The 22,453-nt window shown below is 60.4% G+C and carries 21 protein-coding genes; 8 read left to right on the top strand and 13 right to left on the bottom strand.

Annotation, left to right across the window (positions count from 1 at the left end; genetic code table 11):
- Positions 1 to 7: 7 nt before the first annotated feature.
- On the top strand, positions 8 to 2,413 hold the full coding sequence (gene malP, locus ACMGGW_RS21460) for a maltodextrin phosphorylase (RefSeq protein ID WP_197832483.1): 2,406 nt from the start codon (positions 8 to 10) through the stop codon (positions 2,411 to 2,413).
- 9 nt (positions 2,414 to 2,422) lie between these two features.
- Complete coding sequence (gene malQ / locus ACMGGW_RS21455; RefSeq protein ID WP_197832482.1) at positions 2,423 to 4,513, top strand: 4-alpha-glucanotransferase; 2,091 nt, start codon at positions 2,423 to 2,425, stop codon at positions 4,511 to 4,513.
- Positions 4,514 to 4,697: 184 nt separating this feature from the next.
- Here the strand turns inward: malQ and nfuA are convergent, their stop codons facing one another.
- Together nfuA and gntX are read right to left on the bottom strand one after the other, a co-directional pair.
- Positions 4,698 to 5,273 carry a Fe-S biogenesis protein NfuA gene (gene nfuA / locus ACMGGW_RS21450; RefSeq protein WP_025304558.1) on the bottom strand — a complete coding sequence of 192 codons (576 nt, stop codon included), beginning with the start codon at positions 5,271 to 5,273 and terminating at the stop codon, positions 4,698 to 4,700.
- A 58-nt stretch (positions 5,274 to 5,331) separates the two neighbouring features.
- Positions 5,332 to 6,015: a DNA utilization protein GntX gene (gntX, locus tag ACMGGW_RS21445; RefSeq protein ID WP_197832481.1), complete on the bottom strand. Its 684-nt coding sequence runs from the start codon at positions 6,013 to 6,015 to the stop codon at positions 5,332 to 5,334.
- 40 nt (positions 6,016 to 6,055) lie between these two features.
- Between gntX and bioH the strand changes: the two genes are divergently transcribed.
- Positions 6,056 to 6,826, top strand: a complete 771-nt coding sequence (bioH, locus tag ACMGGW_RS21440) for a pimeloyl-ACP methyl ester esterase BioH (protein WP_197832480.1) — start codon at positions 6,056 to 6,058, stop codon at positions 6,824 to 6,826.
- Between the two features lie 270 nt (positions 6,827 to 7,096).
- A complete protein-coding gene (locus ACMGGW_RS21435) occupies positions 7,097 to 7,381 on the top strand; it encodes a YdgH/BhsA/McbA-like domain containing protein (protein ID WP_004930765.1) in 285 nt (94 codons plus the stop codon).
- 41 nt (positions 7,382 to 7,422) lie between these two features.
- Here ACMGGW_RS21435 and ACMGGW_RS21430 read toward each other — a convergent pair whose 3' ends face one another.
- The 5 genes from ACMGGW_RS21430 to greB form a co-directional block, all read right to left on the bottom strand.
- Entirely contained in the window at positions 7,423 to 7,662 is a 240-nt protein-coding gene (locus tag ACMGGW_RS21430; protein WP_033639206.1) for a FeoC-like transcriptional regulator, read from the bottom strand.
- A complete protein-coding gene (feoB, locus tag ACMGGW_RS21425) occupies positions 7,662 to 9,977 on the bottom strand; it encodes a Fe(2+) transporter permease subunit FeoB (protein ID WP_060448470.1) in 2,316 nt (771 codons plus the stop codon). The genes ACMGGW_RS21430 and feoB overlap by 1 nt, the downstream gene beginning before the upstream one ends.
- 62 nt (positions 9,978 to 10,039) lie before the next feature.
- Positions 10,040 to 10,264 (bottom strand): ferrous iron transporter A, encoded by a 225-nt coding sequence (gene feoA, locus ACMGGW_RS21420; protein WP_043139125.1) that lies wholly within the window; start codon positions 10,262 to 10,264, stop codon positions 10,040 to 10,042.
- A 606-nt stretch (positions 10,265 to 10,870) separates the two neighbouring features.
- Complete coding sequence (locus tag ACMGGW_RS21415) at positions 10,871 to 13,204, bottom strand: Tex family protein (RefSeq protein ID WP_025304552.1); 2,334 nt, start codon at positions 13,202 to 13,204, stop codon at positions 10,871 to 10,873.
- A gap of 157 nt (positions 13,205 to 13,361) precedes the next feature.
- Positions 13,362 to 13,835: a transcription elongation factor GreB gene (gene greB / locus ACMGGW_RS21410; RefSeq protein ID WP_025304551.1), complete on the bottom strand. Its 474-nt coding sequence runs from the start codon at positions 13,833 to 13,835 to the stop codon at positions 13,362 to 13,364.
- A 230-nt stretch (positions 13,836 to 14,065) separates the two neighbouring features.
- Between greB and cbpA the strand changes: the two genes are divergently transcribed.
- The 4 genes from cbpA to envZ all read left to right on the top strand — a co-directional run bounded on the left by cbpA (position 14,066) and on the right by envZ (position 17,683).
- Positions 14,066 to 15,028 carry a curved DNA-binding protein gene (gene cbpA, locus ACMGGW_RS21405; RefSeq protein WP_025304550.1) on the top strand — a complete coding sequence of 321 codons (963 nt, stop codon included), beginning with the start codon at positions 14,066 to 14,068 and terminating at the stop codon, positions 15,026 to 15,028.
- A gap of 5 nt (positions 15,029 to 15,033) precedes the next feature.
- Positions 15,034 to 15,339 (top strand): chaperone modulator CbpM, encoded by a 306-nt coding sequence (locus ACMGGW_RS21400; protein ID WP_004930739.1) that lies wholly within the window; start codon positions 15,034 to 15,036, stop codon positions 15,337 to 15,339.
- Between the two features lie 257 nt (positions 15,340 to 15,596).
- Positions 15,597 to 16,316 (top strand): two-component system response regulator OmpR, encoded by a 720-nt coding sequence (gene ompR / locus ACMGGW_RS21395; RefSeq protein WP_004709363.1) that lies wholly within the window; start codon positions 15,597 to 15,599, stop codon positions 16,314 to 16,316.
- Entirely contained in the window at positions 16,313 to 17,683 is a 1,371-nt protein-coding gene (gene envZ / locus ACMGGW_RS21390) for a two-component system sensor histidine kinase EnvZ (protein WP_015379311.1), read from the top strand. Before ompR ends, envZ begins: the two co-directional genes overlap by 4 nt.
- Before the next feature lie 32 nt (positions 17,684 to 17,715).
- Here envZ and ACMGGW_RS21385 read toward each other — a convergent pair whose 3' ends face one another.
- From ACMGGW_RS21385 to yrfG, 6 genes are all read right to left on the bottom strand, one after another.
- Positions 17,716 to 18,195, bottom strand: coding sequence for a type II toxin-antitoxin system VapC family toxin (locus ACMGGW_RS21385; protein ID WP_016930378.1), 480 nt, complete (start codon positions 18,193 to 18,195; stop codon positions 17,716 to 17,718).
- Entirely contained in the window at positions 18,192 to 18,455 is a 264-nt protein-coding gene (locus ACMGGW_RS21380) for a FitA-like ribbon-helix-helix domain-containing protein (RefSeq protein ID WP_004930730.1), read from the bottom strand. The genes ACMGGW_RS21385 and ACMGGW_RS21380 overlap by 4 nt, the downstream gene beginning before the upstream one ends.
- Positions 18,456 to 18,581: 126 nt before the next feature.
- Positions 18,582 to 20,201: a phosphoenolpyruvate carboxykinase (ATP) gene (gene pckA / locus ACMGGW_RS21375; protein ID WP_043138920.1), complete on the bottom strand. Its 1,620-nt coding sequence runs from the start codon at positions 20,199 to 20,201 to the stop codon at positions 18,582 to 18,584.
- Between the two features lie 194 nt (positions 20,202 to 20,395).
- Positions 20,396 to 21,274 (bottom strand): Hsp33 family molecular chaperone HslO, encoded by an 879-nt coding sequence (gene hslO / locus ACMGGW_RS21370; RefSeq protein ID WP_025304548.1) that lies wholly within the window; start codon positions 21,272 to 21,274, stop codon positions 20,396 to 20,398.
- A gap of 25 nt (positions 21,275 to 21,299) precedes the next feature.
- On the bottom strand, positions 21,300 to 21,707 hold the full coding sequence (gene hslR / locus ACMGGW_RS21365) for a ribosome-associated heat shock protein Hsp15 (RefSeq protein WP_025304547.1): 408 nt from the start codon (positions 21,705 to 21,707) through the stop codon (positions 21,300 to 21,302).
- A complete protein-coding gene (gene yrfG / locus ACMGGW_RS21360; RefSeq protein ID WP_025304546.1) occupies positions 21,704 to 22,384 on the bottom strand; it encodes a GMP/IMP nucleotidase in 681 nt (226 codons plus the stop codon). Before yrfG ends, hslR begins: the two co-directional genes overlap by 4 nt.
- Positions 22,385 to 22,453: the final 69 nt, after the last annotated feature.

Genomic DNA, 22,453 nt, shown 5'->3' with positions numbered 1-22,453 from the left:
TTTCCTTATGTCACAGCCTACGCTCAAGAAGGATGCTTTTCTGGCGGCGCTCGCCCGTCAGTGGCAACGGTTCGGCCTCAGTTCCGCACAGCAGATGACGCAACATCAATGGTGGGAAGCCGTCAGTGCGGCGCTGGCCGAGCAGTTGGCCGCACAGCCGGCGCCGCGCAAAAGCGCCAAACCGCTGCGCCACGTGAACTACATCTCGATGGAGTTTTTGATTGGCCGGTTGACAGCGAACAACCTGATCAACCTGGGCTGGTACGACACCGTCGAGCAGGCGCTGGCCGAGCAGAACGTCAAGCTGGCGGATTTGCTGGAGCAGGAAACCGATCCGGCGCTGGGCAACGGCGGGCTGGGGCGTCTGGCGGCCTGTTTCCTCGACTCGATGGCGACGGTGGAACAACCGGCCACCGGCTATGGGCTGAATTACCAGTACGGGCTGTTCCGCCAGTCGTTCCGCGAAGGGCAACAGCAAGAGGTGCCGGATAACTGGCAACGCGAGAGCTACCCGTGGTTCCGCCACAACGCCGCGCTGGCGGTGGACGTGGGCATCGGCGGCAAGCTGGAAAAGCAGGCCGACGGCCGCGAACGGTGGCGCCCGGCCTTCACCCTGCGCGGCGAAGCCTGGGATCTGCCGGTGCTGGGCTATCGCAACGGCGTGGCGCAGCCGCTGCGCCTGTGGCAGGCGACCCATCAGCATCCGTTCAACCTGAGCGATTTCAACGACGGCAAATTCTTGCAGGCGGAGAAGCAGGGCGTAGAAGCCGACAAGCTGACCAAGGTGCTTTACCCGAACGACAACCATCAGGCCGGCAAGCGCCTGCGCCTGATGCAGCAGTATTTCCAGTGCGCCTGCTCGGTGGCGGACATTTTGCGCAAGCACCATCAGGCCGGCCGCAAGATTGAAGAGCTGCCGAAGTACGAAGTGATCCAGCTGAACGACACCCACCCGACCATCGCCATTCCGGAAATGCTGCGCATTCTGTTGGACGAGCACCAGCTGGAGTGGGAGGCGGCCTGGGCGATCACCAGCAACACCTTCGCCTATACCAACCACACCCTGATGCCGGAAGCGCTGGAGTGCTGGGATGAAAAACTGGTGCGCAGCCTGCTGCCGCGCCATTTCTCCATTATCAAACAGATCAACGCCAGGTTTAAAAAATTGGTGGATAAGCACTGGCCGGGCGACGAGGCGGTGTGGGCCAAACTGGCGGTGCACCATGACAAGCAGGTGCGCATGGCCAACCTGTGCGTGGTCAGTGGCTTTGCGGTCAATGGCGTGGCGCAGCTGCATTCGGATCTGGTGGTGAAAGATCTGTTCCCGGAATATCACCAGCTGTGGCCGAACAAATTCCATAACGTCACCAACGGCATCACGCCGCGCCGCTGGCTGAAACAGTGCAACCCGGCGCTGTCGGGCCTGATCGACGAGACGCTGAAGGTGGAGTGGGAGAGCGATCTCGACGCGCTGCGCGGGCTGGAAAAATTCGCCGACGACGCGGCGTTCCGCCAGCGTTATCAGCAGATCAAACGCGACAACAAGGTGGCGCTGGCCCATTACGTACACGGCGTAATGGGGCTGACACTTGACCCGGACGCGATCTTCGACGTGCAGATCAAGCGTCTGCACGAGTACAAACGCCAGCACCTGAACCTGCTGCACATCCTGTCGCTGTATCGTCAGCTGCGCGACAACCCCAACCTGGACATCGTGCCGCGCGTCTTCCTGTTCGGCGCCAAGGCGGCGCCGGGCTACTACCTGGCGAAGAACATCATCTACGCCATCAATCAGGCGGCCGAGAAGATCAATAACGATCCGTTGGTGAAAGATCGCCTGAAAGTGGCGTTCATCCCTGACTATCGCGTGTCGGTGGCCGAACTGATGATCCCGGCGGCGGATATCTCCGAACAGATCTCCACCGCCGGCAAAGAGGCCTCCGGCACCGGCAACATGAAGCTGGCGTTGAACGGCGCGCTGACGGTCGGCACGCTGGACGGCGCCAACGTCGAAATCGCCGAGCAGGTGGGCGAAGACAATATCTTTATCTTCGGCAATACCGTGGAGCAGGTGAAGGCGATAGTGGCGAAGGGTTACGATCCGCTCAGCTACCGCAAGAAAGACAAGCACCTGAAGGCGATTCTGGACGAGCTGGCGAGCGGCACCTTCAGCCACGGCGACAAGCACGCGTTCGACATGATGCTGCACAGCCTGCTGGAAGGCGGCGATCCCTACCTGGTGCTGGCGGACTTTGCCTCGTACTGCCAGGCGCAGCGCCGGGTCGACGAGCTGTATCGCGATCGGGACGAATGGACGCGGCGGACTATCCTTAACACCGCGCGCGTCGGCATGTTCAGCTCGGATCGCTCGATCCGCGATTACCAGCAGCGTATCTGGCAAGCCAAACGTTAAGGAGAGCGAATGGATCGCAAGCGTATCGATCAGGCGGCAGCGCAGGCGGGGATCGCCGCCGATTTCATCAATGCCCACGGCAAGCGGCAGGCGATTGAACCGCAGACCAAGCGCAAGCTGCTGGCGGCCATGAACCGAACCGATGCCGAGCAGGAAGGAGCGGCGCCGCCGTTACCGGCGGTCAAGGTGTTCTATCAGGGCGCGCCGCTGGCGCTGACCCCGGCGGGCGAAGGCGAGTACCTGTGGGCGCTGCAACGTGAAGACGGCGAATGCCTGCAGGGGCGCATCGGCGCGCGCAAGACCCTGACGCTGCCCGGCGATCTGCCGGTGGGTTACCACCAATTGACGCTGAGCCAGGGCGAGCAGCAGTGGCCATGCCGGCTGATCGTCGCGCCGAGACGCTGCTTCGAGCCGGACGCCTTGCTGACCGGTAAGAAGCTGTGGGGCGCTTGCGTTCAGCTGTATACGCTGCGCTCCGATCGCAACTGGGGCATCGGCGATTTCGGCGATCTGCGTCTGATGGTGGAGCAGGTGGGGGAGCGCGGCGGCGCCTTCGTTGGCCTCAACCCGATCCATGCGCTGTATCCGGCTAATCCGGAGAGCGCCAGCCCTTACAGCCCCTCGTCGCGCCGCTGGCTGAATCTGGCGTATATCGACGTCAACGCGGTGGAGGATTTCCAGCGCAGCGATGCGGCGCAGCGCTGGTGGCAGAAGCCGGCGACGCAGAAGCAGCTGGCCAAGGCGCGCGCTGCGGAGTGGGTGGATTACACCGCCGTGATGCAGCTGAAGCTGGCGGCGCTGAAGCTGGCGTTTCCGCTGTTTCAGGCGCGCAAGCCAAACGACGGGCAGCGTCAGGCGTTCGAACAGTTCGTCAGCGAGGGCGGCGACAGCCTGTATCAGCAGGCGGCGTTCGACGCGCTGCATGCCCATCTGGCGGCCAAAGATGCCCACCAGTGGGGCTGGCCGGCCTGGCCAGAGCGCTATCGGCAGGGGCAGAGCGAAGCGGTACGGCTGTTCTGCTCCGAACATCAGGACGCGGTCCGCTTTTACCTGTGGCTGCAGTGGCTGGCGGCCACGCAGTTCGCGCAGTGTTTTGACCAGAGCCGGCAGCAGCAGATGCCGATTGGCCTGTATCGCGATCTGGCGGTCGGGGTGGCGGAAGGCGGGGCGGAAACCTGGTGTGACCGCGAACTGTACTGCCTGAAAGCGTCGGTCGGGGCACCGCCGGATATTCTGGGGCCTCTGGGGCAAAACTGGGGCCTGCCGCCGATGGATCCGCACGTGATGGCGGCACGCGGGTACCAGCCGTTTATCGATCTTTTGCGCGCCAACATGACCAACTGCGGCGCGCTGCGCATCGATCACGTCATGGCGCTGCTGCGGCTGTGGTGGATCCCGTATGGCGAAACCGCCGATCGCGGCGCCTACGTCAAATACCCGGTGGACGATCTGCTGGCGGTGTTGGCGCTGGAAAGCCAGCGCCACCGTTGCATGGTGATCGGCGAAGATCTCGGCACGGTGCCGGTGGAGATCGTCGGCAAGCTGCGCGACAGCGGCGTCTATTCCTACAAAGTGCTCTATTTCGAAAGCGACGGCGAACACCATTTCCGCGCGCCTCAGGCCTATCCGGTACAGGCGATGGCAACCATCACCACCCACGATCTGCCGACGCTGCGCGGCTACTGGCAAAGCGACGATCTGACGCTCGGCAACCGGCTGGGTCTTTACCCGGACGCGGAGATCCTGCGGGCGCTGTTCGCCGATCGGGAACGCGCCAAGCAGGGGCTGCTGGATGGATTGCATCGTTATGGCTGCGTGCCGCAGAAGGTGGGCAAGAAGGCAGCGCTGCTCGGCATGAGCCCGCTGCTTAACCGCGGCCTGCAGCGCTATGTCGCCGACAGCGCCAGCGCCTTGCTCGGCCTGCAGCCGGAAGACTGGCTGGATATGGCCGATCCGGTCAATATTCCCGGTACCAGCGATCAGTACCCTAACTGGCGGCGCAAGCTGACCCAGACGCTGGAGGAGATGTTCGCCGATCCGCGGATAAACCGGCTGCTGAAGGATTTGGACAAGCGGCGCCGCAAGGTGTCGGTGGGGTGACGATGAGGTGTCGTTGTATTAGGTCAAAGGACGAGAACTTTAGTCCCATCCAAATGACGGATACCCGAATTAATTGGAGTTGCAGCTAGGCGGCAAGTGCGTAAATCCCCAGGAACTTACTTAAGTAAGTGACTGGGGGGCGCGCATGCGGCCAACAACGCTGCAACTTCAAGTAAGAAGGGTATCAATAGTAGGAGTGCTCGCCGCGCTGGTGCTCGGTCAGGTCACGCACGCCTTTCAGCTCCGGGAATTTCTGCAGCAGCTCTTTCTCGATGCCTTCTTTCAGCGTGACGTCGACCATCGAACAACCGTTGCAACCGCCGCCGAACTGCAGGATCGCCATGTTGTCGTCGGTGATCTCCATCAGCGTTACGCGGCCGCCGTGGCCCGCCAGCTGTGGGTTGATCTGCGACTGCAGCACGTATTCCACGCGCTCCATCAGCGGCGCATCGTCATCGACCTTGCGCATTTTGGCGTTTGGCGCTTTCAGCGTCAGCTGAGAACCCAGTTGGTCGGTCACGAAGTCGATTTCGGCGTCTTCCAGATACGGCGCGCTCAGCTCATCGACATAGGCGGACAGTTTGTCGAACTTCAGTTCGGTATCCGTCGCTTCTACCGCGTCCGGCGGACAATAAGAGACACCGCATTCGGCCGTCGGCGTGCCCGGGTTGATCACGAATACGCGGATTTGGGTGCCTTCTTCTTGATTTGCCAGCAGTTTGGCAAAGTGTTCCTGTGCAGTATCTGTTATACGGATCATAGCATTAGCTCAATAGTTGACTTCTATAGTCGGTTATAATACGCCCATTGCCGTGGCACTACAACGTGCGGCAAACGCACCATATCTGCACCGAGGCGGCGCCTTGCCGCTGCAGCAGCGCCGCTATCTGCGCGACGGTGCTGCCGGTGGTCACCACGTCATCCACCAGGGCGATATGCCGGCCGGCGACCGATGCCACGCAAACGAACGCGCGTTGCAGATTGCGCCTGCGTACCCCGGCGCTCAGCCGCTGTTGCGGGGCGGTTTTGCGCACCCGGCGCAAGGCGGCGGGCTGATAGGTGCAGCCCAGCCAGCGCGCCAGCGGCCGGGCCAACAGATCGCTCTGGTTATAACCACGGTGCCAGCAGCGTGTTGCATACAAGGGTACCGCTAAAATCAGGTCGGGTCTGTTCAGATACTGCTCTCTGCGCGCCTGCTGCCACCGCAACAACATCAGGCGCGCTAGCGTCGGCGCCAGCTCGGGCGCGCGGTGGAACTTGAACCTTTTTACCAGTTGGCTGAGGGGCGCAACGTAGTCGCCGACGAACACCAGCCGTTGCCAGGGCGGTGGCCGTTGCAGGCAGCGGCCGCAGGGCGTTCGCGTCTTCCCGGCGGGCAATCCGCAGCGCGGGCAACACGGCGGGTGGGCCGGCAGATGACGCAGGCAACAGCTGCAGATGCCATGACGGATCAGGCTCAACGGTTGTCGGCATAGCCAACAACGGCTGCGGATTGATAGCATAGCGTCTCCGTGACGGATAAGTATGAAAGGACAATAACCAATGACAGCGCTGTACTGGCAAACAATAGGCGAAGGCGAACGCGATCTTGTGCTGCTGCACGGCTGGGGATTGAACGCCGAAGTGTGGAGTTGCATTCAGGCGCGACTGACGCCGCATTTTCGCCTGCACCTGGTCGATCTGCCGGGGTACGGCCGTAGCCAGGGGTTCGGCGCCCTGTCGCTGGAGCAGATGACGGAAATCGTGCTGGCGGCTGCCCCGCCGCAGTCCAGGTGGCTTGGCTGGTCGCTCGGTGGGCTGGTGGCCAGCCAGGCGGCGCTGATGCAGCCCGAGCGAGTCAAGGGGCTTATCACCGTAGCCTCCTCGCCGTGCTTTGCCGCCCGCGATGAGTGGCCGGGGATCCGCCCGGATGTGCTGAGCGGTTTCCAGCATCAGCTGAGCCTGGATTTCCAGCGCACCGTCGAGCGTTTTCTGGCGCTGCAGACGCTGGGCACTGAGAGCGCGCGTCAGGATGCGCGCCAACTGAAAGCGGTGGTGCTCAACCAACCGACGCCGAGCGTCGAGGTGCTGAACGGTGGGCTGGAGATCTTGCGCACAGCCGATCTGCGTGCACCGCTGGCGGAGTTGACGCTGCCGCTGCTGCGGATCTACGGCTATCTGGACGGGCTGGTGCCGCGCAAGGTCGCCGAGCTGCTCGACGCCGACTGGCCGAACTCTACGTCGCAGATCGTGGCCAAAGCCGCCCATGCGCCATTTATCTCTCATCCCGATGAATTTGTGACGATGATCGAAGCGTTTATTGCAGCACATTGAATGCAGCGTGAAAACGCACGATAGAGCGCGAAAAAAAACGCCGCCGGGTGGATAAAAGACAAAGCTGTTCAATACTTAGTGAGTCAATGCGTTGGCTGCAAAATGAAAAGACCGCGTGCGGCGCTTTTCATTTTGGCGTTTCGTCTCTGGGAAACAGGCCCCGTCAGGGAAAGCAACGAGGCCTGAGGATGTCGCGGCAGCCTGCGGTACTACGCATGGATCCTTGACGGCTTTCATAACAGATAAATTATCCATTGAGAGGTTAGTGTCATGAAATCATTGAAGATGATTATTGCAGCGGCAGTGCTGGGTTCGGTGTCTTTCGGCTCCATGGCGGCAACCCTGCTGACCAAGGAAGATCTGGATAAGAATCCGGGTAAATACGAGAAGATCGGCACCGTCACCACGACGGCGGAAACCACGTCACCGATGGATGCCAAGGAAGAGCTGTCCAAACTGGCAGACGAAAAGGGCGGTCAATACTACGTGATCCTGGCGGGCCGCGAACACGGTAAATTCAGCGCCATCGCCGAAGTTTACAAAGACAAGCAATAAGCCTTGAACGGCAAGGGGCGCCGCTGCGGCGCCCCTGATCGTCAGGCCTTCAGCCGGTAGAACACCGTGCTGCATCCCTGGCCCTGCGGGCAGCTTTTGCAACTGCCGCTCAGACAGGCGCCGCCATCCTGTTCGATACGTTCCACTTTCCCCATTGCCGTCAAACGATCCAGCATCGCCTGCACCAGCGGCAGCGGCGTCGCCAGCGATTGGCTGAGCTGCTGCGCCTGGGCGCTGCCGCGCAGCGCCAGCGCATCGCGCACCTGCAGCAGCCCGGCCATCAGTGACAGCTCCCTTTGGCGCTCTGGCAACAAGCCGCCGGCGTGGCGTTGCCCAGGCGCACCGTGACGCGGCTGCGCGCCCGGCGCAGGCCGAACAGCACCAGCAGGTTCACCAGCACCACCGCCAGGATCGCCGTCAGGCTGTACTGCGGGTGTTGGTTGAAGGTCGCCGCCTGATAGAACAGCGTCGCCAGCGAGTAGGCCACGTTCAGCCCCCACAGGATTGAGAAGGTCATCCAGCCGCGGCTTGATTCACGTGCGATGGCGCCCATCACCGAGACGCAAGGCACATACAGCAGCACGAAGATCAGGTAGCTGTAGGCGGAAATGCCGGAGCCGAATTTGCTGCTCATCACGCCCATCGAACCGACGCCCATCTCGCCGTCGCCCTTGCTGGCTTCGATCGGGTTGGAGAGCACGCTCAGGCTGAAGGTATTTTTCAGGCCGTCCCAGGTTTCCTGCAGCGCGCCGCCCAGCTCATCGAGCAGGTTGAAGTTGGCGGCGTCGAACGCCTCTTTGTTGATGTGCTCGGCGGTATACAGCGTATTCAGCGTGCCGACCACCACTTCTTTCGCCATCGCGCCGGTCACCAGACCGACGGTGGCCTGCCAGTTATCGCTGTGGACGCCCATCGGCTGCAGCAGCGGCGTCAACACCTTGGAGACCGAGGCCAGCGCGGAGTCGTTGATGTTGTCGACCGTTTTGCCGCTGAACGAGAAGCTGTTCAGGCCGCCGATGAATATGCTGGCTACCACGATCACCTTACCGGCGCGCAACACGAAGCCTTTCAACCGCTGCCAGGTTTGCAGCAGCAGGCTTTTCAGGTGCGGCACGTGGTAAACCGGCAGCTCCATGACGAACGGTGAGGCTTCGCCGCGCATGAGGGTATATTTGAGTACCAGGCCGGTCAGGATCGCCACCGCGATGCCGAGCATGTATAGCGAGAACACCACCCCAGCACCGTCCTGGCCGAAGAAGGCGGCGGCGAACACCGCGAAGATCGCCAGACGGGCGCCGCACGACATGAACGGCGCCATCATGATGGTGATCAGGCGCTCGCGCTGGGCGTCCAGCGTACGGGCGCCCATGATGGACGGCACGTTGCAACCGAAGCCGACGATCAGCGGCACGAAGGATTTACCCGGCAGCCCGAGCGCCTGCATCAGGCGATCCATCACGAACGCCGCGCGCGCCATGTAGCCGGAGTCTTCCAGGAATGACAGGAACAGGTACATCATGCCGATCTGCGGCACCAGCGGCAGCACGGTGTTGATGCCGCCGCCGACGCCCTGCGCCAGGAATACGGTCAGCCAGCCGGGGAAGTGCAGGGTGTAGCCGAGCCACTGAATGCCCTGAATGAAGATCGCCGCCGAGCCGATATCGAAGATCGGCTGCAGCGCGCCGCCGATATTGATCGCCAGCAGGAACATCAGGTACATCACCAACAGGAAGATCGGCACGCCCAGCCAGCGGTTGAGGATCACTTTATCCAGCATATCGGTCAGGCGGTTGGGCATCGCCTGCTGCGAGTTGCTGACCGCGTCGCTCAGGGTGGCGATAGACTGGTAGCGCGCGTCGGCGATCACCAGCGCCGGGTCTTCTTGCTCCTGCTGTTGCAACGTCTGAATGGCCGCAGGCAGCAGCGCGACGGCGGGACCGGCCAGCCGGTGGCTGTAGATGTCGCCCTCCAGCATCTGCAATGCCAGCCAGCGGCGTTGCACTGCCGGCAGCGTTTGCGGCATGGCGTTGCTCAGCGTGGCGACCGCTTTCAGCAGCAACGGTGGGTAGTTCACCAGCGCCTGCTGTTCGTTGATGCGATGATTGTCGATCATCTGTTTCAGCACGCCGATGCCGTCGGCGCGGGTGGAGATCATCGGTACTACCGGGCAGCCGAGGCGCGCCGACAGCGCGGCGACGTCGATATCGATATGCTGGCTTTTGGCGATGTCGAGCATGTTCAGCGCCACGATGCAGGGGATGCCCAGCTCCAGCAATTGCAGCGTCAGGTAGAGGTTGCGCTCCAGGTTGGAGGCGTCGACCACGTTGATCAGCAGATCGGCGTCGCCGCTCAAAATGTAATGGCAGGCGATCTGCTCATCGAGCGACGTTTGCTCTGAAATGGTGGTCAGGGAGTAGGTGCCGGGCAAATCGACCAGCCGCACGTCGGACTGCGGGGTGGTGAAATGGCCTTCTTTGCGTTCGACCGTCACGCCCGCCCAGTTGCCGACCCGTTGGCGTGCGCCCGTCAGCTGGTTGAACAGCGTGGTTTTGCCGGAGTTTGGGTTACCGATTAAGCCGATGGTGAGTTTTTTCATAGTTCAGCGTGTCGTCTTGAAGGAGAACAGCGCCGGCGCAAGAGCGCGTCGGCAAACGGAGGTCAGGGCTGGCCATCGAGCTGCAGCAGCGCCAGATCCTTCTTGCGCAGCACCAGGCTGACGCGGCGAGTTTTAATTTCTATCGGATCGCCCAGTGGCGCGACGCGCACTACGTCGAATGAAGAGCCAGGCAGCATGCCGAGCGATAACAATTTCTGGCGGTAGGCCGGCGCAATTTCACCGGAAAAGCCGACAATCTTATACGTGCGTTTAGGTTGAAGCTGCATGTGATTAACCTTCCGGGTGCCGATGAACATCGGGCTGATGATAATTGGACGTTGCCGGCGAAAATGCCACGCCGTCGGCGGTATTCATCCATAAGGTCATGCAATAAAGTGAGCGCAAATAATAGTAATTATCATTATCGCGTTCAATACAAAAAGTAAGGGTATTGTAACCAATTATTATGGTGACGGCAGTTTTTAATGGCGTTGTCTTGATTAACGATGTTTTATCACTGCTTGCACTTGGGAACAAATGAGAATGGCGAGTTAAATCAGTTACGTATTTGTAGCCGAGTTTTCTTGTTTGCAAATATCGATGGCTTTTTCCCTTTATTTATTTCCGCTGAAAGGCAATTCGATAACATTATTCCACCGTAATGCGAGCGGTAACCATTTGTGTTTCTCTCACAATTAGCGAGATGAAAAATGCGTGTTAACGGAGTTGTTAATAAATGGCTGCAGAAGGCATTTTTGTTGCCTGAATAATGGGAGGGCGGTCACGCAGGAACGGGAAATAAAAAGATGATGGTTTATTGAGACGGGTCAAGAAATGCCGCAAGTTTTATTCATCGGAAAGGGCGGAGCAGGCTCCGCCCTGTTGGCTCTGACTTAGCGTTTCTTGCCGAATGCCGCCGCCAGCGCGTCGCCCATGGCGCTGTTGCCGGCCGGCGTCGCATTGCGCGGTTTGGCCTTGTTGCCGCCTGCCGAACGGTTGGCGTTGTCGCGTGCCTGTGCCGGCGCGTTGCCGCCGCGGCGCGGTGAACCTTCGCCCGGTTGCTCATCCAGGCGCATGCTCAGCGCGATGCGTTTACGCTGCAGATCGACTTCCATCACCTTCACTTTGACGATGTCGCCGGCCTTCACCACGGTGTGCGGATCTTCGACGAACTTGTCCGCCAGCGAGGAGATGTGCACCAGGCCATCCTGATGCACACCGATATCCACGAAGGCGCCGAAGTTGGTGACGTTAGTGACCGACCCTTCCAGGATCATCCCCGGCTGCAGATCGTTGAGGGTTTCCACGCCTTCGGCAAAGGTGGCGGTTTTGAACTCCGGACGCGGGTCGCGGCCCGGCTTCTCCAGCTCTTTCAGAATGTCGGTGACCGTCGGCACGCCGAACTTGTCGTCGGTGAAATCGACCGCTTTCAGGCTGCGCACCGCCGAGGCGTTGCCCATCAGGTCCTGCAGCGCCTGCTCGGTGGCGGCCAGGATGCGCTGCACCACCGGGTAGGCTTCCGGGTGAACGGTGGAGGCATCCAGCGGGTTGTCGCCGTGGTTGATGCGCAGGAAGCCGGCGCACTGTTCGAAGGCCTTCGGCCCCAGACGGCTGACTTTCAGCAGCTGTTCACGGTTGCTGAAGCGGCCGTTCTCGTCGCGCCAGTTGACGATGTTCTGCGCCATCATGCGTGTCAGGCCGGCCACGCGGGTCAGCAATGGTACCGATGCGGTGTTCAGATCGACGCCGACGGCGTTCACGCAGTCTTCCACCACCGAATCCAGCTTCTTCGCCAACTGGCTCTGGCTGACGTCGTGCTGATACTGGCCGACGCCGATGGATTTCGGATCGATCTTCACCAGCTCTGCCAGCGGATCCTGCAGGCGACGGGCAATGGATACCGCGCCGCGCAGCGACACGTCGAGATCCGGGAATTCCAGCGCCGCCAGTTCTGACGCGGAGTACACCGATGCGCCCGCTTCGCTGACGATCACTTTCTGCGCCCGGACGTCGCTGAACTGCTTTTGCAGGTCGAGATAGAAACGCTCGGTCTCACGCGAAGCGGTGCCGTTGCCGATGGCCACCAGCTCTACATTGTGTTTGATGCACAGTGCCGCGACGATGGCGGCGGCTTTGGCCGCTTGCCCGGTGTGCGGGTAAACGGTGTCGGTGGCCACCAGTTTACCGGTCGCGTCGACCACGGCGACTTTCACCCCGGTTCGCAGGCCTGGATCGAGGCCCATGGTGGCGCGCATGCCGGCCGGCGCGGCCATCAGCAGATCATGCATGTTGCGGGCGAACACGTTGATCGCTTCGTCTTCCGCGCGTTCGCGCACCGTGCCCATCAGCTCGGTTTCCAGGTGCAGGAGCACCTTGATGCGCCAGGTCCAGTTGACCACCGCCTTACGCCAGGCGTCGGCCGGGGCGTTGTTCAGGCGCAGGTTGAGGTGATTGATGATGATCAGCTCCGCCTGGCTTTCGCGCGGCGCTTCCTCAAATTGCGGATCGGCGTTCAGCGCCAGCTGCAGCACACCTTCGTTGCGGCCGCGGAACATTGCCAGCGCGCGGTGCGAAGGCACCTGGGAAATCGGTTCGTGGTGATCGAAGTAGTCGCGGAACTTGGCGCCTTCGTCTTCCTTGCCCTCGACCACTTTGGACACCAGATGGGCGTTTTTCCACAGGTAGTCGCGCACCTTGGCCAGCAGCGCGGCGTCTTCGGCGAAGCGCTCCATCAGGATATAGCGCGCGCCGTCGAGGGCGGCTTTCACGTCCGCCACGCCCTTGTCGGCGTCGACGTAGCGTTCAGCCAGCTGTTCCGGCTGCTGTTGCGGATCCTGCCACAGCGTGTCCGCCAGCGGTTCCAGACCGGCTTCGATGGCGATCTGGCCACGGGTGCGGCGCTTCGGTTTGTACGGCAGGTAGAGGTCTTCGAGTTCGGTCTTGCTCAGCGTGGCGTTGATCGCCCCCGCCAGCTGTTCGGTCAGTTTGCCCTGTTCATCGATCGACTTCAGGATGGTCTGACGACGATCTTCCAGTTCACGCAGATAACCCAGGCGGGTTTCCAGCTGGCGCAGTTGGGTGTCGTCCAGGCCCCCGGTGACTTCCTTACGATAGCGTGCAATAAAGGGCACGGTATTACCTTCATCCAGCAGACGGATGGCGGAGTCGACTTGCTCCGGCCGGGCCTGCAGTTCTGTTGCAATAATGCGGCTCAGTGGGTCATTCATAGGTCTGGTATCTGTATTGAGAACGGTGAATAAACAGGGGACAGTTATACGGATTGATCGCGGAAAATGCCAGTGGAGCGGGCCGCCGCCGCGCGGCCGCGGCGTGGAGAACAGCTCAGGCGGCGGCGTTGGCGGCGGTTCGGAAAAAGCTGAAAGCTTACTTCGGGTAGTTTATCTCATTTACGTACCACTGTGCCTCGCCCAGCGGCGTATTGACGGTGGCGATGTCCCCGACCTCTTTTTTCAGCAGGGCGCGCGCCATCGGCGCATCGATGGAGATGTAATCCTTGCGGCCGAAAATCTCGTCGTAACCGACGATGCGAAAGCGTTTGGTCTCGCCGTCGTCATTCTCCACCTCCACCCAGGCACCGAAGAACACCTTGCCTTCCTGCTGCGGGGAGTAATCGACGATCTTCAACTGCTCCAGGCATTTGGTCAGATAGCGGACGCGGCGGTCAATTTCGCGCAGCCGCTTCTTGTTGTACTGGTAGTCGGCGTTTTCGCTTCTGTCGCCCAGGCTGGCGGCCCAGGTCACTTTTTTGGTCACCTCGGGGCGTTCTTCACGCCAGAGGTAATCCAGCTCTTGTTTGAGCTTGTCATACCCTTCACGGGTTATCAGTTGAGTTCTCATCGTGATTTATCTTTATGGGGCCACCGCCACAGTGTACGTGAATGCGGGGGGCTTTAGAAATGGCGCGCGGGCCTGCGCCTTGTCGCACGGTTTTTATTCAGTTTGCGCAGCTTTTAACAATCGGGAGTATGCTTAGCGATAGCGGAAAAGGAATGTGACGAAAGGAGGATATCTGGCGAGAGAGACAAGGAATTTTGGCGCACAACCCAACACATTGAAGGTATTACCGCATGGAATTTAAAGATTACTACGCCACGATGGGCGTTGAGCCCAACGCCGATCTGAAAACCATCAAAACGGCCTACCGCCGGCTGGCGCGTAAATATCACCCTGACGTGAGCACTGAAGACGACGCCGAGAGCAAGTTCAAGGAGCTGGCCGAAGCCTATGAGGTGCTGAAGGACGACGAGCGCCGCGCCGAGTACGATCAGATCCGGCTGCACCGCAACGATCCGAACTTTGGCCGCCAGGCGCGCGGCGATCACGGCGGCTATCAGCAGAGCGCTTCATGGCACGGCGGCGGCGCCGACGCGCAAGACTTCTCCGACTTCTTCGAGAGCATGTTCGGCGGGCGTGCGGCGGGCGGGCACCGTTCCGCTTCGCACTCGCACGGCGGGCATGGCTTCCGCGGCCAGGATCTGGAGATGGAGGTGCCGCTGTTCCTCGAGGAAACGCTGCATGGCCAAAGCCGCGAGATCTCCTATACGCTGCCGGTGTATGACGAGCTGGGGCGGCAGGTGAGCGAAGCCAACAAAACGTTGAACGTGAAAATCCCGGCCGGCGTGGGCGACGGCGAGCGCATTCGCCTCAAGGGGCAGGGCGTTGCCGGCGTGGGCGGCGGCCAAAACGGCGATCTGTATCTGGTCATCCGCCTCGCGCCGCACCCGCTGTTTGAGATAGATGGCCACAACCTGAGCATCGTGGCGCCGCTCGCTCCGTGGGAAGCGGCACTGGGTGCCAGCATCGAGGTGCCGACGCTGACCGGAAAAATCGCGCTGACCGTGCCGGCCGGCAGCCAGAGCGGCAAACGGCTGCGGGTCAAAGGCAAAGGGCTGGCGGGCAAGAAAGAGCCCGGCGATCTGTATGTCATTCTCAAGGTGGTGATGCCGCCGAAGCCGAACGAGAAGGCCAGCGCCCTGTGGCGAGAGCTGGCTGAACAGGCGGCGTTCAACCCGCGCGCGGAATGGGAGTAAAGCACATGATGAAGAAAGAGATCACATTCACCGTGGTGGAGCTGTGTCAGCGAGTGGAGATTTCAGAGGATGAGCTGGTCGAGATCGTCGGCCTGGGCGTGATCGTGCCGTTGGAGCCGGCGCAGCCGCGCTGGGAGTTCGATTATCCGGCGCTGAGCCATCTGCAGCGCGCGCGCAGGCTGCGGGCCGAGCTGGATCTGGACTGGCCGGGGATCGCCATGGCGCTGACGCTGCTCGATCGGGTTGATGCGCTACAGCAAGAGAACCGGCAGCTGCGTAGGCAGCTGGCACGTTTCCTGCAGACCTCCTGACCCGACAGCTGAACGCCACCGGGCGCTTCCCCGGTGGCGAAATTGCACAAAATTGGGCCGCTGCCCCACATTGTGCCGATAAAGGGCGAAATTTTGACGAACCCCCGTCGACATTCACTGAAAATTGTTGATAAATGGGGAAAAGAATAAGCTTTGTAACAATTTCGTCTAGAATACATACCATTAAACGCTGTCTCAAATGGCAAGGTTTTCTAACAATATTCGAGTCAGGCAATAAAGCCTTTGGGAGTAATACCATGCAAGAGAATCATAAGATCCTGGTTGTCGATGATGACATGCGCCTGCGCGCGCTTTTAGAACGTTATTTAACCGAGCAGGGCTTCCAGGTTCGCAGCGTTGCCAACGCTGAGCAAATGGATCGCTTGCTGACTCGTGAATCCTTCCATTTGATGGTGCTCGATCTGATGTTGCCGGGCGAAGACGGCCTGTCCATCTGCCGCCGCCTGCGCAGCCAGAGCAACCCGATGCCGATCATTATGGTCACCGCGAAAGGCGAAGAGGTCGATCGCATCGTGGGCCTGGAAATCGGCGCCGACGACTACATTCCTAAACCGTTCAACCCGCGTGAGCTGTTGGCTCGTATCCGCGCGGTGCTGCGCCGCCAGGCGAACGAACTGCCGGGCGCGCCTTCGCAGGAAGAGGCGGTGATCGCTTTCGGCAAATTCAAACTGAACCTCGGCACCCGCGAGATGTTCCGCGAAGACGAGCCGATGCCGTTGACCAGCGGCGAATTCGCGGTACTGAAGGCGCTGGTCAGCCACCCGCGTGAACCGCTGTCGCGCGATAAGCTGATGAATCTGGCGCGTGGCCGCGAATACAGCGCCATGGAGCGCTCCATCGACGTGCAGATCTCTCGTCTGCGCCGCATGGTTGAAGAAGATCCGGCGCATCCGCGTTATATCCAGACCGTGTGGGGTCTCGGCTACGTCTTCGTCCCGGACGGCAGCAAGGCATGAGGCGATTGCGCTTTTCACCGCGTAGCTCGTTTGCCCGAACCCTGTTGTTGATCGTCACTTTGCTGTTCGTCAGCCTGGTGACGACCTATCTGGTGGTGCTGAACTTCGCCATCCTGCCCAGCCTGCAGCAGTTCAACAAGGTACTGGCTTACGAAGTGCGTATGCTGATGACCGATCGGCTGCAGCTGGAGGACGGCACGCTGTTGGAAGTGCCGCCAGCGTTCCGTCGTGAGATCTACCGCGAGTTGGGCATTTCTCTCTACACCAACTCGGCGGCGGAGGAGAGCGGCCTGCGCTGGGCGCAGCACTACCAGTTCCTCAGCCAGCAGATGGCGCAGCAGCTCGGCGGGCCGACCGATGTGCGGGTGGAGGTGAACAAGAACTCCCCGGTGGTGTGGCTGAAAACCTGGCTGCAGCCCGATATCTGGGTGCGCGTACCGCTGACGGAAATCCATCAGGGCGACTTCTCTCCGCTGTTCCGCTATACGCTGGCGATCATGCTGCTCGCGATCGGCGGTGCCTGGCTGTTTATTCGTATTCAAAACCGCCCGCTGGTGGAGCTGGAACATGCGGCGCTGCAGGTGGGCAAAGGGATTATTCCGCCGCCGCTGCGCGAGTATGGGGCTTCCGAAGTGCGGTCGGTGACTCGCGCATTCAATCAGATGGCGTCGGGCGTCAAGCAGCTGGCGGACGATCGCACCTTGCTGATGGCCGGGGTCAGCCATGATCTGCGCACGCCGTTGACGCGTATCCGGCTGGCGACGGAGATGATGAGCGCCGAAGACGGTTATCTGGCCGAGTCGATCAATAAAGACATCGAAGAGTGCAACGCCATCATTGAGCAGTTCATCGATTATCTGCGCACCGGGCAGGAGATGCCGACCGAAAGCAGCGACCTGAACGCCATTTTGGGCGAGGTGGTTGCGGCGGAAAGCGGCTATGAGCGGGTGATTGAAACCGCGTTGTCACCGGGCGAGCTGATGATGAATGTGCATCCGCTGTCGATTAAGCGGGCGGCGGTGAACATGGTGGTGAACGCGGCGCGTTACGGCAACGGTTGGATCAAGGTCAGCAGCGGCCGCGAGCTGCAGCGCGGCTGGTTCCAGGTGGAAGATGACGGCCCGGGTATCAAGCCGGAAGAGTTGAAGCACCTGCTGCAGCCGTTCGTACGCGGTGACAGCGCGCGCAGCACCAGCGGCACCGGTCTGGGGCTGGCGATCGTGCAGCGTATTATCGACGCGCATGACGGCGAACTGGATATCGGCACCAGCGAGCGCGGCGGGCTGTTGATCCGCGCGTATATTCCGTTGCCGATGGAGAAAAAAGAGTCGACCAACGGTCATCAAACGGCCAGGGAAAACGCCTGACCTCTGATGTGGGCCGCGCCGCTGCGGCCCCGTCAGGACTTTCTGCTCATCACGTAGTATTCCGCCGCATCCTCATGCAACCGGCGGCCGGTCGGCGCCTGCCACGGATCGATTAATTCGATACCGCAGTGGAGGAAGTCTTTGGTATTGCGGGTGGCCAGGGCGGCACCGTAATGCAGGCAGGTGGCGGCGATTTGGGTATCCGGCACGCTCATCGCTTTACCCAGCAGCCGATTCCTTGCCGTCAATTCCGCGTATTGCATCGCGCACAGCCCATCAAACGGCAATATCTGCCCCTCGAACTTCAATTCAATGGCGTCCGCCAATTTCAGCTTGAGATCCCGCTGGCGCTTGCCGTCAGGCATGCAGGCGACGCCGCTGAACAGTTCGGCGAGGACAATGGCGCTGAGATAGAGCTCGTCATTGTCCTTTTCATTTAACCAGTTAATGACGTTGTAGTACGGGCTGGGACGCAGCGTTTCTGAAATGACGTTGGTGTCGATAATGATCATGCGTTGTCATCTTCATCATCAAAGGTGACGATGCGTGGCGGCACGGCGTCACGCGGTGGGATCTCCAGCTCAACGCCGCCGAATTCGGCGAAGTGCTGATGCATCCAGGTACCCAATCCATAGCGCGGCGGCTTTTTCACCAGCGCCTGTTTCAGGATCATGCGCGCTTCCTCTTCCATAGAATGGCCGTTTTTCGCCGCTGAGATACGCAGCAGCTCTTTGATTTCGTCGTCCAGATTTCTGACGGTGATAGTCGCCATTTAAACCTCCTTTGCTATCAATGATTGCATTGACTTATTTTCTCGCCTTGCTGGTTAAAAAGCAATCGATGAAAATAAAAAAAGGCGCGGGATCCGCGCCTTAGCTGAAGAGGTAACGCTACCGAATTACAGCTTCGGGCCGGCGCTAACCAGCGCGGCGCCCGCAGGCGTGTCGGTGTATTTGTCGAAGTTGGTGATGAAGCGCTCGGCCAGATCCTGCGCTTTTTCCTGCCACTGCTCGAGGCTGGCGTAGGTATTGCGCGGATCGAGGATCTCTGGGTTCACGCCCGGCAGCGCGGTCGGCATCGCCAGATCGAAGATTGGCAGGGTAACGGTTTCCGCCTTGTCGATTTCACCGCTCAGGATGGCGTCGATGATGCCGCGCGTATCTTTGATCGAGATGCGTTTGCCGGTGCCGTTCCAGCCGGTGTTGACCAGGTAAGCCTGGGCGCCGGCGGCCTGCATGCGTTTTACCAACACTTCGGCGTACTGCGTCGGGTGCAGTGACAGGAACGCAGCGCCGAAGCAGGCGGAGAAGGTTGGCGTTGGCTCGGTTACGCCGCGTTCGGTGCCGGCCAATTTGGCGGTGAAACCGGACAGGAAGTGATACTGAGTCTGGTTGGCGGTCAGACGCGATACCGGCGGCAACACGCCGAAGGCGTCGGCGGTCAGGAAGATCACTTTGGTGGCGTGACCCGCTTTGGACACCGGCTTGACGATGTTTTGGATATGGTAGATCGGGTAAGAAACGCGGGTGTTCTCGGTTTTCGAACCGTCGTTGAAGTCGATGCTGCCGTCGGCCAGCACGGTGACGTTTTCCAGCAGCGCGTCGCGTTTGATGGCGTGATAGATGTCCGGCTCGGCTTCTTCAGAGAGCTTGATGGTCTTGGCGTAGCAGCCGCCTTCGAAGTTAAACACGCCGTCGTCGTCCCAGCCGTGCTCGTCATCGCCGATCAGCTGACGCTTAGGATCGGTGGAAAGGGTGGTCTTGCCGGTACCGGACAGGCCGAAGAACACCGCCACGTCGCCTTTCTCGCCCACGTTGGCCGAGCAGTGCATCGAGGCGATGCCTTTCAGCGGCAGCAGGTAGTTCATCATCGAGAACATGCCTTTCTTCATTTCGCCGCCGTACCAGGTGCCGCCGATCAGCTGCATGCGCTCGGTCAGGTTGAAGGCGACGAAGTTCTCCGAGTTCAGGCCTTGCTGCTGCCAGTTCGGGTTGGTGCATTTGGCGCCGTTCATCACCACGAAGTCCGGCTCGAAGTCAGCCAGCTCGTCGTCGCTTGGGCGGATGAACATGTTTTTCACGAAGTGCGCCTGCCAGGCCACCTCGGTGATGAAGCGCACTTTCAGGCGCGAGTCGGCGTTGGCGCCGCAGAAGGTATCCACCACGAACAGGCGTTTGCCGGAAAGCTGCTCGGTGACCAGGTGTTTCAGATCGGCCCACACTTCCGGGCTGAGGGGTTTGTTGTCGTTTTTGCCTTTGCCCTGATCGGCCCACCACACGGTATCGCGGGTAATGTCGTCGCGGACGATGTATTTGTCTTTCGGCGAACGGCCGGTGAAGATGCCGGTATCGACGGAGACGGCACCCAGCTTGGTGACTACCCCACGCTCAAAACCTTCCAGAGATGGGTCTGTTTCTTCCTTAAACAGCAGTTCATAGCTCGGGTTGTGAACGATTTCGCTAACGTCGTGAATGCCGTAAGCGGCCAGATCCTGAGGGGTTATACCTTTAACGCGCATGTTACTACTCCTTGGTCACAGAATTTCTGGCGGCAATTGTAGGGATCTAACGGTGCGTAACCGCGATGGGTATCAAATATTTAACGTTTTAGGCGGTATTTCGTTACGATCTGAGAGATAGCACACGGAAAAAAGCAAACGTGCAAACGGCGGGCGTTGGCGGGCGCTGGGCGCACCCGCCGAGGGAGTGTAACTTAGTGCAACTGGTCGCTTTCGCCGGTATTACCCGCATACAAAGCGGCAACATCAACCGGGTCAAAGACATAGTGGCTGCCACAGTAGTCGCAGTGCATGTCGATATTACCGTCCTGCTCCAGCATGTCCGCCACTTCGTCGGTCGGCAGGGTCATCAGCGCGTCGGCGCAACGCTGGCGCGAACAGGTGCAACGGAACTGTACGTCCTGCGGTTCGTACAAGGTGACCTCTTCCTGATGGTACAGGCGGTACAACACTTCGTTGGCCGGCAGGCCGAACAGCTCTTCGCTTTTGACCGTGTTGGTCAGTTGCACCAGATGATCGAAATCATCGAGGTTGCCGTCCTGCGCCGGCAGCACCTGCAGCAGCATACCGGCTGCTGCGGCATTGCCTTCCACTTCGCCGGTGCGGATGAACAGGCGGGTTGGCAGCTGCTCGGACTGGCGGAAGTAGGCTTCCAGGCATTCTGCCAGGGTTTCACCTTCCAGGCCGACCACGCCCTGATAGCGCTCGCCTTCCGTCGGGGAAATGGTGATGACCATGACGCCGTTGCCGATCATCTGATGCAGGGTGCTGTCGTCGGCGATAGGCGCCTGGGTGCGCGCAACGCCACGCATCTCCTGGCGGTTGTTGCCGTTGATCACGGCCAGCTTCAGCGGGCCGTCGCCCTGCAGCTGCACGGTGATGTCGCCGTCGAACTTCAGGGTTGCGGTCAACAGACTGGTGGCGACCAGCAGTTCACCCAGTAGCTTTTGCACCGGCGCCGGGTAGTCGTGGTTGTTCAGGATCTGCTGATAGGTTTCGCTGACGGTAACCAGCTCGCCGCGCACCGCGTAGTTTTCAAACAGGTAACGGTGCAATTGGTCATGGTTGGACATAATCTTCTCTCATTACGGTGAGGGGTTATTCCGGCTCACCAAATTTAAATTTCATCAGGTCGCGCCGCTCCTTTTTGTCCGGACGACGGTCCGGATGCGGCATGGTCAACGCGTTCATCTTGCGCGCCAGCGCCATTTTTTCGCGGTTGGCGATGCTGGCTTCGGTTTCCTGATACATTTGCTGCGCCTCGTTGGCACCGCGGCGTTGGCTGGTCAGCGCCAGCACGATCACCGTACGCTCTTCGTTGCCCTGCCGCAGCTTAAGCTCGGCATTGAGTTCGACAATCTTGCTCGGTTTGCCGCGCTGGCCGTTGTAATGCACCTTGCCGCCGTCGATCATTTCGCGCGCCAGCGCGCGAGTCTTATAGAAGCGTGCGGCCCACAGCCACTTATCCAGCCGGACCGCGTCGTCGCGCGTCGCTTTTTCCTTCATGCTTCCCCCTTGGCCAGCGCCGGTATCAGCAGACGGTAGTCGCGCATCGACGGATGGCGCTGGAAGCTTTTTTCCGCCGTGCTGGAGTCCGGGTTTTGCACGCCCAGGCAGTAACGAATGCCGAAAGTGCGCGCCGCGTCGAGGATAGGCTCGCCGTCGTCGACGAACAGCGTGCGCTGCGGGTTGAATCCGGTGTGCTGCTGCACCGCTTGCCACAGACGCTGATCTTCTTTCGGATAACCAAATGTGTGGGTGGAAAACAATAAATCAAGGTGCCGATCGAGGCCGGTATGCTCGATTTTCACCGCCAGGCTGTGAGGATGGGCGTTGGTCAGCAAAATGGTTTGCAGACCGGCGTCGCGCAGCGCCCGTAAAAACGGCTCGGTGTCTTCGCGCAGCCGCGCGCGGCTACCGACTTCGCTGGTCATGCGGTAGATGTCCAGATCCAACCGCTCGCTCCAGTAATCGAAGCAATACCAGTTCATGGTGTGCTGCACCGCCTGATATTCCCGTTCAATGATATGACGGGCTTCGTCGAACGGAATGGCGCGCCTTTCGCTCAGCGCTTGCGGCACCAGGCTGAGCCAGAAGTGGCTGTCGAACTCCAGATCCAGCAAGGTGCCGTCCATATCCAGCAGCACGGTATCGATCTGCGGCCAATCAAACTCGGGAACCATAAAAACTCCATGGGCGGACCGACGGGCGGTCCGCAGATGAGAATAATAGCGTTAGCGTAGCATAAGCAG

Origin of the sequence: Serratia sp. BNK-4 (assembly GCF_048685115.1) — a bacterium.
Classification (GTDB): domain Bacteria; phylum Pseudomonadota; class Gammaproteobacteria; order Enterobacterales; family Enterobacteriaceae; genus Serratia; species Serratia bockelmannii.
This window is presented reverse-complemented; position numbering and strand designations above follow the sequence as displayed.

Coding starts and splice junctions, on each gene's coding strand:
- gntX (WP_197832481.1), bottom strand. CDS start 6,015: ATGCTATCAATCCGCAGCCGTTGTTGGCTATGCCGACAACCGTTGAGC.
- hslO (WP_025304548.1), bottom strand. CDS start 21,274: ATGTCCAACCATGACCAATTGCACCGTTACCTGTTTGAAAACTACGCG.
- ACMGGW_RS21380 (WP_004930730.1), bottom strand. CDS start 18,455: ATGGCGACTATCACCGTCAGAAATCTGGACGACGAAATCAAAGAGCTG.
- greB (WP_025304551.1), bottom strand. CDS start 13,835: ATGAGAACTCAACTGATAACCCGTGAAGGGTATGACAAGCTCAAACAA.
- cbpA (WP_025304550.1), top strand. CDS start 14,066: ATGGAATTTAAAGATTACTACGCCACGATGGGCGTTGAGCCCAACGCC.
- bioH (WP_197832480.1), top strand. CDS start 6,056: ATGACAGCGCTGTACTGGCAAACAATAGGCGAAGGCGAACGCGATCTT.
- ACMGGW_RS21415 (WP_025304552.1), bottom strand. CDS start 13,204: ATGAATGACCCACTGAGCCGCATTATTGCAACAGAACTGCAGGCCCGG.
- ACMGGW_RS21435 (WP_004930765.1), top strand. CDS start 7,097: ATGAAATCATTGAAGATGATTATTGCAGCGGCAGTGCTGGGTTCGGTG.
- yrfG (WP_025304546.1), bottom strand. CDS start 22,384: ATGGTTCCCGAGTTTGATTGGCCGCAGATCGATACCGTGCTGCTGGAT.
- feoA (WP_043139125.1), bottom strand. CDS start 10,264: ATGCAGCTTCAACCTAAACGCACGTATAAGATTGTCGGCTTTTCCGGT.
- envZ (WP_015379311.1), top strand. CDS start 16,313: ATGAGGCGATTGCGCTTTTCACCGCGTAGCTCGTTTGCCCGAACCCTG.
- pckA (WP_043138920.1), bottom strand. CDS start 20,201: ATGCGCGTTAAAGGTATAACCCCTCAGGATCTGGCCGCTTACGGCATT.
- ACMGGW_RS21385 (WP_016930378.1), bottom strand. CDS start 18,195: ATGATCATTATCGACACCAACGTCATTTCAGAAACGCTGCGTCCCAGC.
- malQ (WP_197832482.1), top strand. CDS start 2,423: ATGGATCGCAAGCGTATCGATCAGGCGGCAGCGCAGGCGGGGATCGCC.
- malP (WP_197832483.1), top strand. CDS start 8: ATGTCACAGCCTACGCTCAAGAAGGATGCTTTTCTGGCGGCGCTCGCC.
- ompR (WP_004709363.1), top strand. CDS start 15,597: ATGCAAGAGAATCATAAGATCCTGGTTGTCGATGATGACATGCGCCTG.
- nfuA (WP_025304558.1), bottom strand. CDS start 5,273: ATGATCCGTATAACAGATACTGCACAGGAACACTTTGCCAAACTGCTG.
- hslR (WP_025304547.1), bottom strand. CDS start 21,707: ATGAAGGAAAAAGCGACGCGCGACGACGCGGTCCGGCTGGATAAGTGG.
- ACMGGW_RS21430 (WP_033639206.1), bottom strand. CDS start 7,662: ATGGCCGGGCTGCTGCAGGTGCGCGATGCGCTGGCGCTGCGCGGCAGC.
- ACMGGW_RS21400 (WP_004930739.1), top strand. CDS start 15,034: ATGATGAAGAAAGAGATCACATTCACCGTGGTGGAGCTGTGTCAGCGA.
- feoB (WP_060448470.1), bottom strand. CDS start 9,977: ATGAAAAAACTCACCATCGGCTTAATCGGTAACCCAAACTCCGGCAAA.